Source organism: Cryobacterium sp. LW097 (assembly GCF_002205495.2).
GTDB classification, from domain to species: domain Bacteria; phylum Actinomycetota; class Actinomycetes; order Actinomycetales; family Microbacteriaceae; genus Cryobacterium; species Cryobacterium zongtaii.
Window position 1 is genome coordinate 805769 of record NZ_CP021992.1, and the last position, 14714, is coordinate 820482.

Annotated in this window: 18 protein-coding genes; 12 read left to right on the forward strand and 6 right to left on the reverse strand. The window is 68.3% G+C overall.

Going from position 1 to position 14714, the window contains the following annotated elements; genetic code table 11:
• From B7495_RS03725 to B7495_RS03735, 3 genes are read left to right on the forward strand one after another with little or no spacing between them, the layout of a single operon-like run.
• Positions 1-429 carry a hypothetical protein gene (locus B7495_RS03725; RefSeq protein WP_088455386.1) on the forward strand — a complete coding sequence of 143 codons (429 nt, stop codon included), beginning with the start codon at positions 1-3 and terminating at the stop codon, positions 427-429.
• Positions 426-956, forward strand: coding sequence for a GNAT family N-acetyltransferase (locus B7495_RS03730; protein WP_088455387.1), 531 nt, complete (start codon positions 426-428; stop codon positions 954-956). The genes B7495_RS03725 and B7495_RS03730 overlap by 4 nt, the downstream gene beginning before the upstream one ends.
• Positions 957-1009: 53 nt before the next feature.
• Complete coding sequence (locus B7495_RS03735; RefSeq protein ID WP_133159808.1) at positions 1010-3007, forward strand: AarF/ABC1/UbiB kinase family protein; 1998 nt, start codon at positions 1010-1012, stop codon at positions 3005-3007.
• A gap of 1 nt (position 3008) precedes the next feature.
• Here B7495_RS03735 and B7495_RS03740 read toward each other — a convergent pair whose 3' ends face one another.
• Entirely contained in the window at positions 3009-3557 is a 549-nt protein-coding gene (locus B7495_RS03740; protein ID WP_088455389.1) for a CGNR zinc finger domain-containing protein, read from the reverse strand.
• An 82-nt stretch (positions 3558-3639) separates the two neighbouring features.
• Here B7495_RS03740 and B7495_RS03745 point away from each other — a divergent pair, with 82 nt between their 5' ends.
• Entirely contained in the window at positions 3640-4596 is a 957-nt protein-coding gene (locus tag B7495_RS03745) for a DMT family transporter (protein ID WP_088455390.1), read from the forward strand.
• On the opposite strand, the gene B7495_RS03750 is transcribed toward B7495_RS03745, so the two are convergent.
• The gene (locus tag B7495_RS03750) at positions 4593-6077 is read right to left on the reverse strand and encodes an MFS transporter (RefSeq protein WP_088455391.1); all 1485 of its coding nucleotides are present in this window, start codon (positions 6075-6077) and stop codon (positions 4593-4595) included. The two genes, B7495_RS03745 and B7495_RS03750, sit on opposite strands and share 4 nt — an antisense overlap.
• A 117-nt stretch (positions 6078-6194) precedes the next feature.
• On the opposite strand from B7495_RS03750, the gene B7495_RS03755 reads away from it, so the two are divergent.
• A complete protein-coding gene (locus B7495_RS03755; RefSeq protein WP_088455392.1) occupies positions 6195-6875 on the forward strand; it encodes a TetR/AcrR family transcriptional regulator in 681 nt (226 codons plus the stop codon).
• 35 nt (positions 6876-6910) lie between these two features.
• Positions 6911-7096, forward strand: a complete 186-nt coding sequence (locus B7495_RS03760) for a DUF1508 domain-containing protein (protein ID WP_088455393.1) — start codon at positions 6911-6913, stop codon at positions 7094-7096.
• Positions 7097-7100: 4 nt separating this feature from the next.
• On the opposite strand, the gene B7495_RS03765 is transcribed toward B7495_RS03760, so the two are convergent.
• Positions 7101-7985, reverse strand: coding sequence for a neutral zinc metallopeptidase (locus B7495_RS03765; RefSeq protein WP_088455394.1), 885 nt, complete (start codon positions 7983-7985; stop codon positions 7101-7103).
• Between the two features lie 56 nt (positions 7986-8041).
• Between B7495_RS03765 and B7495_RS03770 the strand changes: the two genes are divergently transcribed.
• The 4 genes from B7495_RS03770 to B7495_RS19030 are packed head-to-tail and all read left to right on the forward strand — an operon-like array spanning position 8042 to position 10312.
• Positions 8042-8701 carry a hypothetical protein gene (locus tag B7495_RS03770; protein WP_151199515.1) on the forward strand — a complete coding sequence of 220 codons (660 nt, stop codon included), beginning with the start codon at positions 8042-8044 and terminating at the stop codon, positions 8699-8701.
• A gap of 26 nt (positions 8702-8727) precedes the next feature.
• A complete protein-coding gene (locus tag B7495_RS03775; protein ID WP_088455396.1) occupies positions 8728-9393 on the forward strand; it encodes a hypothetical protein in 666 nt (221 codons plus the stop codon).
• Between the two features lie 40 nt (positions 9394-9433).
• Positions 9434-10099, forward strand: a complete 666-nt coding sequence (locus B7495_RS03780; protein WP_088455397.1) for an SUMF1/EgtB/PvdO family nonheme iron enzyme — start codon at positions 9434-9436, stop codon at positions 10097-10099.
• A gap of 48 nt (positions 10100-10147) precedes the next feature.
• A complete protein-coding gene (locus B7495_RS19030) occupies positions 10148-10312 on the forward strand; it encodes a hypothetical protein (RefSeq protein WP_165787966.1) in 165 nt (54 codons plus the stop codon).
• A 134-nt stretch (positions 10313-10446) separates the two neighbouring features.
• Here B7495_RS19030 and B7495_RS03785 read toward each other — a convergent pair whose 3' ends face one another.
• On the reverse strand, positions 10447-11382 hold the full coding sequence (locus tag B7495_RS03785) for an alpha/beta hydrolase fold domain-containing protein (protein WP_088455398.1): 936 nt from the start codon (positions 11380-11382) through the stop codon (positions 10447-10449).
• Between the two features lie 59 nt (positions 11383-11441).
• On the opposite strand from B7495_RS03785, the gene B7495_RS03790 reads away from it, so the two are divergent.
• Both B7495_RS03790 and B7495_RS03795 read left to right on the forward strand, forming a co-directional pair.
• Entirely contained in the window at positions 11442-11639 is a 198-nt protein-coding gene (locus tag B7495_RS03790; protein WP_088455399.1) for a hypothetical protein, read from the forward strand.
• 167 nt (positions 11640-11806) lie between these two features.
• The gene (locus B7495_RS03795; protein ID WP_151199516.1) at positions 11807-11995 is read left to right on the forward strand and encodes a hypothetical protein; all 189 of its coding nucleotides are present in this window, start codon (positions 11807-11809) and stop codon (positions 11993-11995) included.
• Positions 11996-12050: 55 nt separating this feature from the next.
• Here the strand turns inward: B7495_RS03795 and trxA are convergent, their stop codons facing one another.
• Positions 12051-12434: a thioredoxin gene (gene trxA, locus B7495_RS03800; RefSeq protein ID WP_088455401.1), complete on the reverse strand. Its 384-nt coding sequence runs from the start codon at positions 12432-12434 to the stop codon at positions 12051-12053.
• A gap of 147 nt (positions 12435-12581) precedes the next feature.
• Entirely contained in the window at positions 12582-14621 is a 2040-nt protein-coding gene (locus B7495_RS03805; protein ID WP_088455402.1) for a glucose PTS transporter subunit IIA, read from the reverse strand.
• Between the last annotated feature and the right edge of the window lie 93 nt (positions 14622-14714).

The following is a 14714-nucleotide window of genomic DNA, read 5'->3' on the forward strand; positions in this document are numbered from 1 at the left end:
ATGCAACGTGAGAATAGGGCTGACCGGTCGATCGACGACTGCGTCAGTGAGTCCACGTCATCGTCGGCGGTGCTCTTGCGCCTCCTGCCCGACTACGCCGGCACGGTGCTCTGGTGCCCGCACCCCGTCGCGTACGCTGCCACGCAGCTCGATGCCGCCCTGGTCACCGATCTGATCCGCTGGGAGATCGACTACTACGACGCGCTGACCGAGGACTTCGGCTGGCGCACCCCGGAGCTGGCCGCCGAGTTCACCGCCACCGGCATCCGCCTGGCGATGCGGTTGGCCGTGCAGCTGGGGTCGGGTTTCGACATCGAGTTCGCATCCTACGAGGCCGGGGTGGCCACCCGCCGCTTCCGCAGCGAGTGCCCGGCCGACAACCCGCGTGCCACCGCGGCGTTCACCCTGCTGGCCCGGAGCGCCGCGTGACGCTGCGGCTGCCCGTTGTGCCCGGCGACGGCGTCACCCTCCGTGCCTTCAGGGCCACGGATGCGCCGCTGATCCAAGAGGCATCGGGGGACGAGCTGATTCCGCTGATCACCAGCGTGCCTGCCACCAATGATCACGCTGCCGCGCTGGCCTTCATCGACCGGCAGCACGAACGGTCCCGCACCGGGGAGGGCTACTCGTTCGCCATCGCCGATCCGGCCGACCGGGCCGTCGGCCAGATCGGACTCTGGCCGCGCGTCGACCCCGGCTCCGCCAGCGTGGGCTACTGGATCCGCCCCACCGCCCGCCGTCAGGGCCACGCGGCCGCGGCGCTCGGAGCGCTGGTCGACTGGGCCGGCACCCTGCCGGCGCTGGCGCGGCTCGAACTCTACGTGGAGCCCTGGAACATGGGCTCCGCCCGCACCGCCGAGCGTGCCGGTTTCGAGCGCGCCGAGCTGATGCCGGCCTGGCGGTCTGTGGGCGGAACACCCCGGGACATGGTGCGGTATGCACTCCTGCTGCACTGACTTCAACAGCGCGGTAGCCTGAGCCCCAACGGCGAGAGATTGCGGGGCACGGGTTGTTGGAATCGTTTTGGACGTGGGTCGTCATCATCCTGGTCGCCCTCGTTTTTTCCGTCGCCATCGGATTCGCCACCCGCTCCCTGCTCGGCACCACGGTGGGCTGGCTGCGCACCTTCCTGGTGGGCCTGCTGGTCTTCGTCGGGTGCTGGCCGTTCGCCTACTTCGTCTCGATTCAGGCCCAGGTGATCGCCGCCGACGGCACGCCCACGGTGCCGATCGTGGTCGTGCTGCTCTTCGTGGCCCTCGCGTTCGGCTGGGTCTTCGCGCTCGGCATGGCCATGCTGGTGGCCACCGAGGCGCTCTGGCCCACCACGGCCGCCAACCCGATCGACGCCTTCCGGGCGGCCCTGCACCGGCGCCGGCGCACCAAGCGTTACCTGCAGATCCTCACGCTGCTCTCCAAACACGGCATCGGCTGGATCCTCAACGAGAGGCCGGGCGGCGCTCCCCGCGAAGGTAAGAAGGGCGGGCGCACCCCGGATGCCCTCGTCTCGGCCATCAACGAGGCCGGTGTCACCTTCGTGAAACTCGGCCAGTTGCTCTCCACCCGGCGCGACCTGTTGCCGGCCAGCTACACCCGGGCGCTCGCCTCGCTGCAGTCCGGCGCGGCGACGCTGCCGTGGCCGGCTATCCGTCAGGTGATCGAGGCCGAGATCGGCGGCCCGCTGGAGACCGTGTTCAGTCAGGTCGACGCACTGCCGCTCGCGGCGGCATCCGTCGCTCAGGTACACGCCGGAACCCTGCTGGACGGCACCCGAGTGGTGCTCAAGGTGCAACGACCGGCCGCGGCGGCTCAGGTCGCCGCGGACATCGACATCATCGTCAGGCTCGCGCAGCGCATTGAGAACCAGACCAGCTGGGGGCGCGACTTCGGCGTGGTGACCCTGGCCGAGGGCTTCGGCCGGTCGCTGCGAGACGAGCTGGACTACCGCATCGAGTTCAGCAGCACCCAACAGATCGGCAGTGTGGTGGCGTCGTCGGCGGAGAACGAGGTGCTCGTGGTGCCCCGCGTGTACGCCGAGGCCAGCTCCCGCAGGCTGCTGACCATGGACCTCATCGACGGTCTCCCGTTGAACGCCGCGGGCGAGCGGCTGAGCCGAATGGACCCCGAGGACCGTGGGGCGCTCGCCGCGGCCCTGCTGGATGCGGTTCTCGAGCAGGTGATCGTGACGGGCATCTTCCACGCCGACCTGCACCCCGGCAACCTGATGCTGCGTGCCGACGGCATGCTGGGCATGATCGACTTCGGCAACGTGGGCGTGCTGGAGCGCAGTATGCGGGAGGGCCTGGTGACGCTGCTGCTCGCGGCGACGAACGACGACGATATCGCCACGACGGATGCCCTGCTGCTGGTGGTGGAGGCGCCGCCGGATGCCGACATCCTCTCGCTGCAACGCGACCTGGGCCGCGTGCTGACGTTGAACCGGCACAGCGCCAACGGCTCGATCTTCGCCGCGATGCTCGACACCATCCGCGACCACCACCTGGCCGTGCCGACCTCGCTGGGCCAGGCACTGCGGTCCCTGATCACCCTGGAACGCTGCCTGGACATCCTCGACCCCGACTTCGACATGGTGGAAACGGCGCTGGCCAGGGTGCCGCATTTTCTGCGGCGGCTCGTCACTCCCAAGAGCCTTCTCGGTTCGCTCCAGGCGCAGGCCGCCGTGTTGCAGGCCACGGCGCGTCGGCTGCCGCGTCGGCTGGAGACCATCAGCTCTTCCCTGGCCAAGGGCACCTTCAGCCTGCGCATCCGCGCCTTCGCCGAGCCCGATGACAGGTGGTGGATCGGCTCGGTCGTCACCGAAGCCATTGGAGTACTGATCGGCATCACCGCCGTCAGCCTGGGCATCGTGCTGGTGGTCTCCGACACCGGTCCTGACCTCGTGGCGGGCGTGCGGCTGTTCGCTTTCCTCGGTGCCTCGATCGGCCTCGTCGGGTTCATCCTGCTCATCCGGGCCCTGCGCCAGCTGTTCCTGCGTCGGCCGCACCCCTGACCTAGCCCGCGGCGCGCTGCCGGAACGCGATGGTATTCATCCGGTTGCCGCAGCGGATGCTGCAGAACCGCTTCGAGCCGTTGCGGGAGAGATCCACCAGAACGCCGGCGCAGTCCTGGGCCGCGCAGGCGCGCAGCCGGCCGGTCTCGTCGGTGCGGATCACATCGACCAGGGCCAGGGCCACCTCCACCCGGATGCGTTCGGCCAGCGGGGCAGCCGGGTCGGTGGCGTGCAGGTGCCAGTCGAGTCCGTCGTGGCGCATCAACCGGGGCAGGGCCCTGGCGCTTCGCAACATGGCGTTCAGCTCCACGGCCGCTTCGTCGCGGCCGAGGAGCCAGATGTGGCGCAACAGCTCACGGGTGGCGCGCACCTCGGCCAGTTCGGCCTCGGTCCCATCGAGGCGGCCGGAGAACCGGTGGGCCACAAAGAGCGCCGTCAATTGGACGGGCGTGACGAGCTCGTCGGGACCGCTTTTGGTGGCGCCGGCGACGGTGTTGGCGAGGTCGACCGTGAACGCCAGACTCGCCTCGGTGTCAGGGGCAAAATGCAAATTGACTCCTTACTCACGACCACACTATCTTCATGATCAACACCCCTTCAATTCCGTCGTCTGTCTGTCTGTGTGGAGCCCCATGACTCGCCCGTCCACCTCGCTCGGCCTGGTCATCGCCCTCATCGCCGCGGCCACGTTCGGCCTCTCCGGCGCCCTGGCCAAGCCGCTGCTCGAGAGTGGTTGGAGTCCCGCCGCGGCCGTGACCCTGCGGGTGCTCATCGGCGGCATCGTGCTCGCCCCGGTGGCCGTCATCGCGCTACACGGCCGCTGGGCGACGCTCTGGCGTGCCCGGTGGCGGGTGCTCGCGATGGCGGTCATCGGCGTGGCCGGCACCCAGCTCGCCTATTTCGCTGCGATCGAACGTATCCCGGTCGGCACCGCGGTGCTCATCGAATACATGGCCCCGCTACTGCTCGTCGTCTGGGCCTGGGCGCGCAGCCGGCGGATGCCCAAGCGCGTCGTGCTCGTCGGCTCGATCGTGGCGCTGGCCGGCCTGATCCTCGTGGTGAACCCGACCGGGTCGGTGCGGCTGGACGTGCTCGGCCTCACTCTGGCGCTGACCGCCATGGTGGGCTGCGCCATCTACTACCTCGTGGCGGCGCAGCCCAGCGAGGGGTTGCCGGCCGTGGCGCTGGCCGGATTCGGTCTGCTGCTCGGCGGCGTGCTGCTGGGTGCCGTGGGGCTGAGCGGCCTGGTGCCCTTCACCACCTCCACCGCGGATGTGGCGATGTTCGGCGGAACGGTGCCGTGGTGGCTGCCGCTCATCATCATCGGCGTGGTGGCCACGGCCATCGCCTACTCCACCAGCATCGCCGCGAGCGAAATGCTCGGCTCCAGGCTCGCCTCGTTCGTAGGTCTACTCGAGGTGGTGGCCGCCACCTTCTACGCCTGGCTCCTGCTGGGCGAACAGCTCACCGGTCCGCAGTTGGTCGGCGGGCTGCTGATCCTGATCGGTATCGGCTTCGTGCGCTCCGAGAAGACGGATGCCGCGCTCGAGCCGGCGTCCGTTCCCCTGCTCGAGAGCAACCGACCCTAGCGGGCGACCACCGGCTCGGTCTCGGCGGCCAGGTGCGCGTTGGACAGGGACAGGCCGTGGCCCATCCGGCGGAAGAGCAGCGCCGCGATGATGCCGCCGACGGCGAAGAAACCGGCGCCCCACCAGTACGCGACGGCGTAGCTGGTCACCGCGGCCTGTGCGGCCACCTCGGCCGTGGCGGGCAGGTGCGAGGCCACATAGTCGGCCGCCGCGGTGGCCGCCAGGGTGTTCAGCAGGGCCGTGCCGATCGAGCCGCCGACCTGCTGGCTGGTGTTCACCATCGCCGACGCGACGCCGGCGAACTGGCGGTCGACGCCGAGGGTGGCGGTCTGCATCGAGGCGGGCATGATCGAGCCCATCGCGAAGCCGAGAATCATCAGCGGCGGCAACACATTGGCCGCATAGGTGCTGTCGAGGTTGAGATTGGTGAGCAGGATCATGCCGGTCGCACCCAGTGCCATGCCGAACGGCACCATGACCTTGGGGCCGAATCGCGGCACGAAGATGTTCGTCGACAGCTGCGCAGCGAGCACGAGCATCGCGATCATCGGCAGGAACGAGAAACCGGTCTGCATTGGTGTGAAGCCGAGCGACGTCTGCAGGTAATACGTGACGAACAGGAAGATGCCGAACATGCCCGCACCGGCGATCATCACCGAGAGGTAGGCGGCACCGCGGTTGCGGTCGAGCACGATCTGCAGCGGCAGCAGCGGATGCGCGGCCTCGCGCTGCCAGAGCACAAACGCGACGAGCAGCACCACGGCGCCCGCGAGCATGCCCCAGGTCAGCGGCGAGTCCCAGCCATCCGTCTCGGCGTTGGAAAAGCCGAAGACCAGGCCGAACAGTGCGGCCGAGACCAGGATCGTGCCGGGGATGTCGAGCTTGGGCCGCGGGCCGGTGCGCTGCAGGTGGTCGACGAAGATCGCGGCGCCGATGACCCCGACAATGGCGATGACCACGTTGATGTAGAGGTTCCAGCGCCAGTCGAAGTACTCGGTGAGAAAGCCACCGAGCAGCAGTCCGACGGCGCCGCCGGCACCGGCGATCGCGCCGAAGACGCCGAAGGCCCGCGCCCGCTCCTTGGGGATGGTGAAGGTCGTGGTGAGCACGGCCAGGGCCGTCGGGGCCAGCAGTGCGCCGAATGCGCCCTGCAGGGCCCGGGCGGCGACCAGCCAGCCGAAGGTTCCGGCCGCGCCGCCGAGCGCGGAGGCGATCGCGAAGCCGATCAGGCCGATGATGAAGGTGCGCTTGCGCCCGATCAAGTCGGAGAGCCGGCCACCCAGCAGCAGCAGGCTGGCGAAGGCGAGCGAGTACGCGGTGACGATCCACTGGCGGTCGCCGTTGGAGAAGCCGAGGTCGGTCTGGGCGGAGGGGAGGGCAATGTTCACGACCGTGGAGTCGAGCACGACCATGAGCTGGGCGAGGGCGACCACGCTGAGGGTCCACCACCGGCGGGAACTGGGCACATTGGTTCGAGACATAAACGCGACTCTATACGATACTGTGGAGTTCCGGATCTTAACAGTTCCTGAATTTACGCCCCGGTAACATGTGGAGGCATACAGGATTGATCCGTCACCGAAAAGGAGGTCGACGCAATGACGCAGCTCGAACCCGCCGGGGCGGCCGAGACTACAGCGGCCGAGACCAAACTGGGTCGCAAGCGTGACCACACCCGTGACCCGGAGATCTTGGCCGCGGCGCTCGAGGTGCTCGCCGAGACCGGCTTCGACGGCATGACCATCGACATGGTCGCCACCAGGGCCAAGGCCGGCAAGGCCACGCTGTACCGGCGCTGGCCCTCGAAAAACGAACTCGTCATCGACGCCGTCGCCTGCATGAAGCAGGGCGACCTGGATCAGGCCAGCCTGCCCGACACCGGAACCCTGCGCGGAGACTTCGTGGCGATGATCAAGCCACGCTCCATCGAAGACGGCGAGAAGAAGATGCAGATCATGGCCGGGCTGATGTCGATGCTCTCGGCCACGCCCGAGATGGCCGACGCGGCGAACAACGCCATCGTCAAACCGCGGGCGGCGGCCAATCGATTCCTCATGCAGCGGGCCATCGACCGCGGCGAGATCTCGCCCGAGTGCGACATCGACACCCTCTGCCTGGTCACCCCGTCGATGGCCGCCTACCGCACCCTCATCGAACGCAAGCCCGTTGACCGGGACTTCCTCATCACACTCATCGACGGGGTGCTGCTGCCGGCGCTCGGCCTGCGCGGCGATACCGCCCCGGCTGGGCGCGGTAAGGTTGCGCCACCGGCCTCGTAGCCGGCGGAGTTCCATCTCGACGAAGAGAGCGTGTCATGTCCGGCAAGTATGAATTGACTGCAGACCGATCCGGTGGCTATGTCTTCAAGCTCAAGACCCACAGCGGTGAAGTGCTGATGACCTCGGAGAGCTACCAGACCAAAGCAGCCGCGCTCAAGGGCATCGAGGTCGTCAAGGCCGACGCCAAGGGCAAGGTCGTCGATCTCACCGAGCCGCAGTAGTGGCCTAGAGCTCGGCGTCGGCCACGGCGAAGGTGTCGCAGGCCTCTGCCCCGTTGGTGTAGCCCGTCTGGAACCACCTCTGGCGCATCTCGCTGGAGCCGTGCGTCCAGGTCTCCGGGTTCACCTGGCCCTGGGCCTTCTCCTGGATGCGGTCGTCTCCGATGGCGGACGCCGCGTTGAGCGCATCCGCGATCTGGGCGTCGGTGATCGGTTCGAGCAGGCGGGTGCCGTCGGCATCCGTGGTCTCGGCCGCTGAGCCGAGCCAGGCGCCCGCGAAGCAGTCGGCCTGCACCTCGACGCGGACGGCGTCGGAGCTGGGGCCGGCCTCGGACGTGTCAGTGCTGGCGAACGTGCCGGCGCGGTTCTGGATATGGTGGCCCCACTCGTGTCCGACGACGTAGAGCTGGGACAGCGGACCCGCCGTGGCGTCGAACTCGGTGCGCAGTGTGTCGTAGAACGCGGTGTCGAGGTAGATCTGCTGGTCGGCTGGGCAGTAGAACGGCCCGACGGCGCTCGTGGCTGCGCCGCAGCCGGTGTCCACCCCGCCGGAGAACAGCTGGATGACGGGCGAGGAGTAACTGATCCCCATGGCGGGCGCCTGCTCGGCCCAGTAGTCCTCGAGCGAGTCGCGGGTGAAACCCACCCGGCATTCCACGTCCGCGTTGGCGTCGGCGCCGAAGTCACAATTCGTCAGCGCAGTGGTATCACCCTCGTCGCCGCCACCGGCCGTGCCGCCGGCCAGCAAGCCGGACAGGTCGACCCCGAGCAGCTGGGAGAGCAGCACGATGGCGACGAGGCCCAGGCCTCCACCGCCGACGGCGAGGCCGGTGCGGCGGCCCGATTTGCGCACACCCTGGCCGGAGTACTTGGCGTCGTCGTTAAAAGTCATTCCTCGACCATAAATGATTGCTGGCGCCTGTCGTGCCCGCCTGCCACACTGCGGTTATGAGAATCTCGGGGCTCCTCGTGCTCGCCGGCGTCACCGTCACCCTGCTCACCGTCGGCGGATGCGCCGGCAGTGACGCGCGGGGGCCTCGGTCCTCCGCGGTCCCGGGGCAGTTTCCCCGCCCCGCGGCCGCCGGTGATGTCCTCGCGCAGGCCACGGTTCTGCAGAAGGACGGCGAGGCCCCTCAACTCTGCTTGGGCGCGGTCGCCCAGTCACTCCCGCCCCAGTGCGACGGACCACCAATCCTCGGCTGGGACTGGGCGACTGTCGACCAGTCCGAGACGCAATCTGGCGTCACCTGGGGCAGCTACGCCGTCACCGGAACCTGGGGCGCCGCCGCGTTCACGGTGACCCAGCCGCCCATCCCGCTGTCACTCTATGACCCGCTCGCACAGATCGATCCCCGGCTCGACGAGGCCACCCCCGGCCCGACCGAGGAGAGCACCCTGCTGCGCCTGCAGGACGAGTTGAACGCCGCCGAATACAGCCCGGCCACAGCCTCGGACTGGTCCGAGATGCCGATCCTCTCCAACTGGACCCAAAACGGCTACCTCTGGATTTCGGTCATCTACGACGACGGCTCGATCCAGCGGTTCTTCGACGACCAGTGGGGTGCGGGCGTGGTCGCCGTGCAGTCCGCCCTGACTGACGCCGAGTGATCATCCGGCCGCCGTAGGATCGGTTCATGGCCCTCCTTCACCAAGCTGACATCACCCCGACGAAGATCGACATGCTCAGCCGCTGGGCGCCCACCCAGCCCTGGTTCGTCGGCGATGCCGGCGGGAGCGTGACGAACCTCGCCGCCTACAGGTTCGACGATCCGGACGGACAGGTCGGCATCGAGACCATCCTCGTCACGGCCGGCGCCGGCCCGGTACTGCAGATTCCCGTCACCTACCGGGACGCCCCGCTCGCCGGCGCTGAGACCTCACTCATCACCACCATGCAGCACTCGGTGCTGGGGGAGCGGTGGGTCTACGACGCCACCGGCGACCCGGCCTACCTCGCGGCCGTCGCTACCGCCGCGATCACCGGAGGCCACCAGGCCGAGCTCACCATCGAGATCGACGGGCAGATGGTGGTGCGTGAGCCCACCGCCGTCGTCGCAGGCAGCGGCACGCCAGGCGGTGCCGCCGTGACACCGCCCGCGGTGGCCGAGATCAGCATCCGGCAGGAGCCCGGCGCCACCGTCGTGACTGCCGGTACGCTGCGGATAATCGTGGCACGGGTACTCGGCGACGACGACGTCCTGGCGAACCAGGCTCCGGATTCGGCCCATGAGGTGCTCGCCGGAACGTGGTCGGATCAGCCCACCCTGCGCGACCTGGTCCTCGTCGCCACCCCGGCGTAACACAGCGGTGCCCTGGCGCGCGGGCCGGTACCGTGCAGGTATGCCGACGGATGCCGCCCCCAGCCTGGTCGCTGTTCCTTCGGGGACCGTGACCATGACGGATGCGCGCACCCGCCGCAGCTGGAGCGCCGATGTCGCCGCGATCGAGATCGCAGCCTATCCGCTGACCCAGGAGGAGTACGCCCAGGTCACCGGTCTTCGGCCTGCCGCGACCCTGGGCGCACGGCTGCCCGTCGAGGGAGTGTCGTGGTGGGACGCGATCCGCTTCTGCAACGCCCTATCGGAGCGGGCCGGCCTCACCCCGGTGTATCGGCTGGGCGCCGACGAAGCCATCGTTTGGGACCCCGCAGCGGAGGGCTACAGGCTGCCGACCGAGGCGGAATGGGAGCACTCCTGCCGTGCCGGAACCGCCGGACCTCGCTACGGGGACCTCGACGAGATCGCCTGGTACCGCGGCAACTCAGACGAACACCCGCACGACGTCGGCGGCAAGCAGCCGAACGCCTGGGGTCTGTACGACACGTTGGGCAGTGTCTGGGAGTGGTGCTGGGACTTCGCCGACCCCGAGCGGTACGGCACCTACCGCGCGCTGCGCGGCGGCGGCTGGTTCGACCAGCACTGGAGCTGCCGTGCTTCCGTGCGGCGGGGCAGCTACCCGGGCCTCCAGATCGACGACGTCGGTTTCCGGATCGCCCGGAACTCCTGATCGGCCTGGTCGACTGGCGACGGTAGGCATGCGAGGCTTAGCTCACCTATGGACGACGACGGATTCGATTTCGACGAGCCCGGCCCGCTCTGCCCGGCCTGCGGCATCGAGATGAGCCCCGACGGCGTCGACACGGCCGAGGGTCTCGAGTCCTGCCACCGCTGCCCGCGTTGCAAGCTCGCGATCGTCGTGCCGGGTCTCTGGCCCAACTGATCCGCCGTTCACCGCCGGGCCGGGTGTAGTTCACGGCGATGTAACAGGATGGGCCCCTGCGATGGTGGGCTTTGTCGTGATCGGAGAGGTCGCTGCGCTGGGCCTCCTCCCCGCGCTTGGCGCATTCACCCTGGCTATCGGGGCGCAGGTGGCGTCTCGCCGACGCTGAGCGGTGTGGTCACTCCCCGGCGCAGCGCGTGCACGATCGTCGCACGGGCATCGCCGCCGATCGTCGTGGGCAGCAACGGGTACACATGCAGCTGCCCCACGGCCTCGTGGAAATCCAGGTCAACCCCCGCTGCTGCGGCCTTACCGACGAGTAGGTGCGCATCCGGATTCAGCACGTCCCTGGAGCCGCTGAACAGGGTGAGCGGTCCCAGCCCGGCCAGGTCGCCCATCAACGGACTCACCACGGGGTCCAGGATGTCCCGGTCGCCCTTCCAGAGGCGGGCCAGGACTTCTCCGCCGGGAGTGGCGAGCCAGGGGTCGCTCGGCTGCACGGCCGGTATGCGCGGGTTGCTCCAGCTGAGATCGAGGGCGGGTGAGACCAAGACGGTCTGGGGGAGCGTGATGCCGTGCTCATCCCGCAGTGCGAGCGCGGTGGACAGGGCAATCTGGCCGCCGGCGGAATCCCCGGCGATGCAGGTGGCGCCGTACCACTGCAGGTTGTCCAGCACGAGGTCGACGATTCCGGCGGCCACGACGGCTGCGGTCCCGAAGGGCACGAGTGGGTAGATCGGCACCGTGACGACGGTGTTCGCCTCCGCGGCGATCTGGGCGGCCAGATGCCAGTGCTGCCCAGCGATCTGATTCAGCCAGCCGCCGCCGTGCACGTACACCACACTTCCGGTCGGGGTGCTGCCGAAGGGGGTGATGGTGTAGACCGGCCAGCCCCGATTGGAAACGTCTATCCGTACATCTCGGCGCATTCTGCTCGGTGGCCCGTATGGGGTCGGCCGGAGTTCGAGCTCGCGCACCCGGCGGCGCGCCCCGTCGGCCGTGGCGAACACGCGGTTCGCGCGCATGAGACGCAGAGCGGGGGCGATGAGGCTGCTCGGAACGGTGACCATGCCATCCATTCTGCATGCCACACTGAAAAGGAGACCTGCACCAGGCGAAGGGACCTCCCATGACCGACAGCACCGGGTACCCGCCCGAGCCCTGGTATCTCGGCGGTTCCCTGAACGTGTCGGTGTTCCTCGTGCCGGCGGCCGGCCTGCCTGCCGGGTTCGAGCTGCCGAGCGGGCGGCGCGCGCTGCGTCTGGGTTCACGGGTCGTCGTGGGGGTCGGCGCTGTGCGTTATCTGCCCGGCGGGGTGCTCGATTAGGACGAGCTGCTGGTGGCGGTGCCGAGCCTCGGGCGCGACCTCTGGGGCATCCCCAAACACCTGGCCGTGTTTCGGCAGAGCGACCGCAGGGGTGTCACGAGTATGAGCATGTCGGTCGACGGTGCCGCGGTCGCGGGCCGGGGATGCGCCCGCTCACGCTGCCGGTTATGCAAGACCTCGACGGCCGGGTGACGCTGTCACACAACCGGGTCATCGGCCGGATGGCGGGTTTGCGTGCGGCATGGCATTTTCCCGAAAACGGCCCGCTGGGCTACCTGAGCGGGCGCCGGCCGGTGCTCACCATTGCCGTGCACGATGCGGCGATCATCTTCGGCATGGATGTGAGGCGGTCATGACAGGCCTGGGCGGTGACCCGGCGGCGCGCGCCGCCCACCAGTCCAGCCCGCGGGGTCAGGCCTGTGCGGTCTGCTGGGCGGCCTTCTGCTCCGCCACCTGACGGTGCACATCGTTCATGTCCAACGCCTTGACCGCGGTCACGACCTGCTCGAGTGCCGCCGGCGGCAGCGCTCCGGGCTGGGAGAACACCAGGACGCCCTCACGGAAGGCCATCAGCGTGGGGATCGACTGGATGCCGGCGGCCGCGGACAGCTGCTGCTCGGCTTCGGTGTCGACCTTGGCGAACACCACGTCGGGGTGCTGCTCGGAGGACGCCGCATAGGTCGGCGCGAACTGCTTGCACGGGCCGCACCAGTCGGCCCAGAAGTCCACCAGAACAATGTCGTTGGCTGACAGGGTCTCGCCGAATGTGGTCTCGGTCACGTCGAGGGTGCTCATGTAGGTCTCCTTGCTGAGGTTGTCGCGGACGAATTGGTTACAACCGTGGGCACCTCCCCGGTATTCCATGGGCGGCGGCGACCGGCGCCGGCGGGTACACCAAAGGTGGGCAGAGAACTCTCTGCCCACCTTTGTTCGTGCGGGGTGTTACTTGGCGGTCACCGTGAGAAGCGGGCTTCCGACGCTCACCTGGCCGGAAGCGGCCTGGTCGATCGAGCCGAACTTCTTCGGGTTGGTCACCAGGACCGGGGTGACCAGCGAGTAGCCGGCTTCCTCGATCACGGCGCGGTCGAAGGTCACCAGCGGGGTACCCGCCTCGACCCTGTCGCCGGCCTTGACCTTGACGTCGAAGCCCTTACCGGCGAGGTTGACGGTGTCGATGCCCACGTGAATGAGCATTTCGATGCCGCCGTCCAACATCAGTCCGAAGGCGTGTCCGGTCGGCTGAGCGACCAGGACCTTGCCTGCGGCGGGTGCGTACACGGTGTTCTCGGTCGGGTCGACGCCCACGCCGAGTCCGACGATGCCCTTGCTGAACACGGGGTCGGGAACGTCGGCGAGCGGGACGACGATGCCGGCGACCGGCGAACCGATCGTGGCCAGGACGGTGGCGACCATGGTCGCCGTGCCGCCGGCGGCAGGTGCGGCGGTAGCTGCAGCGGCAACCGGTGCGGCAACCGGGGCGACGGGCGCGTGCTTGGCTTCTTCAGCAGCCGTGTCTGCGGCGAGCTGAGCGGCCGCTTCGGCCTTCTGCTCGGGCGAGAGGTAGCCGGAGAGGATCACGAGGATCATCGCGGTGAAGAACGACGCGGCAACGGCCAGTGCGTACAACGGGATGTTGTTGAACGCCGGGATGGTCAGCAGCGAGGTGAACACGAACGCGTTGGTCGTGACGCCACCGCCGAGGCCGATGATGACACCACCGACGAGGCAACCGACGAGCATGCGCGGGTAGATGCGCTTGAACCGCAGGTGGATGCCGTACAGCGACGGTTCGGAGATACCACCGAGGAGACCGGCGGCAAGAGCACCCGTCGCGGTCTGCTTCATCTGGCTGTTCTTGGCGCGGATGGCGAGGAAGAGCACACCGGCAGTCGCGCCGAAGCAGGCGAAGTTCCAGGCGCCCATCGGGCCCTGGATGAAGTCATAGCCCAAGGACTGGATGTTCAGCAGCATGACGGCGTTCAGCGGCCAGTGCAGGCCCAACGGAACCATGAACGGGTAGGCCAGCGGGATGACAATGGCGAAGATAAGCGGTGAGAAGTCGTTGATGGACTTGAGGAACTCGCCGATGGCCGCTCCGCCGAAGACGCCGATCGGGCCGATGAGGAAGGCCGTGACGGGGATCATGACGAGCATGCTCAGGAACGGCACGAAGATCAGCTGGACGCTGGCCGGGATGATCTTCTTCAGGCCCTTGGTGAGGAGACCGAGAGCGGCAGCCATCAGCAGCGGCGGGAAGACCTGCGAGCTGTAGTCGGTGACGGTCAGCGGCAGGCCGAAGATCGAGACGATGGCGGCCTTGCCGTCGAAGACGGTCTGGGCTCCGTCGGAGGCGGCCAGGGCGGAGAAGCCCGGCAGCATGACGACGGCCATGATGCCGAAGCCGACCCACGGGTCGGCGCCGAGGCGCTTGGAGGCGTTGTAGGCGACCATGAGGGGCAGGAAGACGAACACGCCCTGCCACATCAGGTTGATGAACGCCCAGCCCGGTTCCAAGGTGACGCCCGGCGCGTTCCATGCGGGAATGACGCCGAGGGTGGCCATCAGCGCCATGAAGGTGATGAACAGCGAAGCGCCCAGCAGCGCGCCCAGGATCGGGCGGAAGGAGTCTGAGAGGACCTCGAAGAAGGTGTCGAGCCCGGCGAACTTGCCGCGGGGGCCCTTGGCGCGCTCGGCGGCCTTGATGTCGTCGGCGCTTTCGCCGGTTCCGACCTTCTTCATCTCGGGCAGAGCCAGGATCTCGTTGTACACGGTCTCGACCGCGCCGCCGATAACGACCTGGAAGCGGTCTCCGGACTGGGGAACGGCACCCAGGACTGCGGGGATACCCTCAACAGTCGGCAGGTCGATTCCCGATGCGTCCTTCAGTGTGAAGCGCAGTCGGGTGGCACAGTGAGTGAGCGCGACGACATTCGCGGCCCCTCCGATGCTCTCAATAATGTCTTTAGCGGGCGAGGACGCCACCTGAATCTCCTTACGGTGTGGATGCCAAACGCGTGGTTCCCGCTTGGTACACAGCTCAGTCGAACCGGGTTAGCCGACTGAGTTTCTCCTGTT

Excerpts from the sequence above, each read along its gene's own strand:
- B7495_RS03725 (WP_088455386.1), top strand. The coding sequence starts at position 1 with ATGCAACGTGAGAATAGGGCTGACCGGTCGATCGACGACTGCGTCAGT.
- B7495_RS03745 (WP_088455390.1), top strand. The coding sequence starts at position 3,640 with ATGACTCGCCCGTCCACCTCGCTCGGCCTGGTCATCGCCCTCATCGCC.
- B7495_RS03750 (WP_088455391.1), bottom strand. The coding sequence starts at position 6,077 with ATGTCTCGAACCAATGTGCCCAGTTCCCGCCGGTGGTGGACCCTCAGC.
- B7495_RS03755 (WP_088455392.1), top strand. The coding sequence starts at position 6,195 with ATGACGCAGCTCGAACCCGCCGGGGCGGCCGAGACTACAGCGGCCGAG.
- B7495_RS03760 (WP_088455393.1), top strand. The coding sequence starts at position 6,911 with ATGTCCGGCAAGTATGAATTGACTGCAGACCGATCCGGTGGCTATGTC.
- B7495_RS03765 (WP_088455394.1), bottom strand. The coding sequence starts at position 7,985 with ATGACTTTTAACGACGACGCCAAGTACTCCGGCCAGGGTGTGCGCAAA.
- B7495_RS03770 (WP_151199515.1), top strand. The coding sequence starts at position 8,042 with ATGAGAATCTCGGGGCTCCTCGTGCTCGCCGGCGTCACCGTCACCCTG.
- B7495_RS03775 (WP_088455396.1), top strand. The coding sequence starts at position 8,728 with ATGGCCCTCCTTCACCAAGCTGACATCACCCCGACGAAGATCGACATG.
- B7495_RS03780 (WP_088455397.1), top strand. The coding sequence starts at position 9,434 with ATGCCGACGGATGCCGCCCCCAGCCTGGTCGCTGTTCCTTCGGGGACC.
- B7495_RS19030 (WP_165787966.1), top strand. The coding sequence starts at position 10,148 with ATGGACGACGACGGATTCGATTTCGACGAGCCCGGCCCGCTCTGCCCG.
- B7495_RS03785 (WP_088455398.1), bottom strand. The coding sequence starts at position 11,382 with ATGGTCACCGTTCCGAGCAGCCTCATCGCCCCCGCTCTGCGTCTCATG.
- B7495_RS03790 (WP_088455399.1), top strand. The coding sequence starts at position 11,442 with ATGACCGACAGCACCGGGTACCCGCCCGAGCCCTGGTATCTCGGCGGT.
- B7495_RS03795 (WP_151199516.1), top strand. The coding sequence starts at position 11,807 with ATGCAAGACCTCGACGGCCGGGTGACGCTGTCACACAACCGGGTCATC.
- trxA (WP_088455401.1), bottom strand. The coding sequence starts at position 12,434 with ATGAGCACCCTCGACGTGACCGAGACCACATTCGGCGAGACCCTGTCA.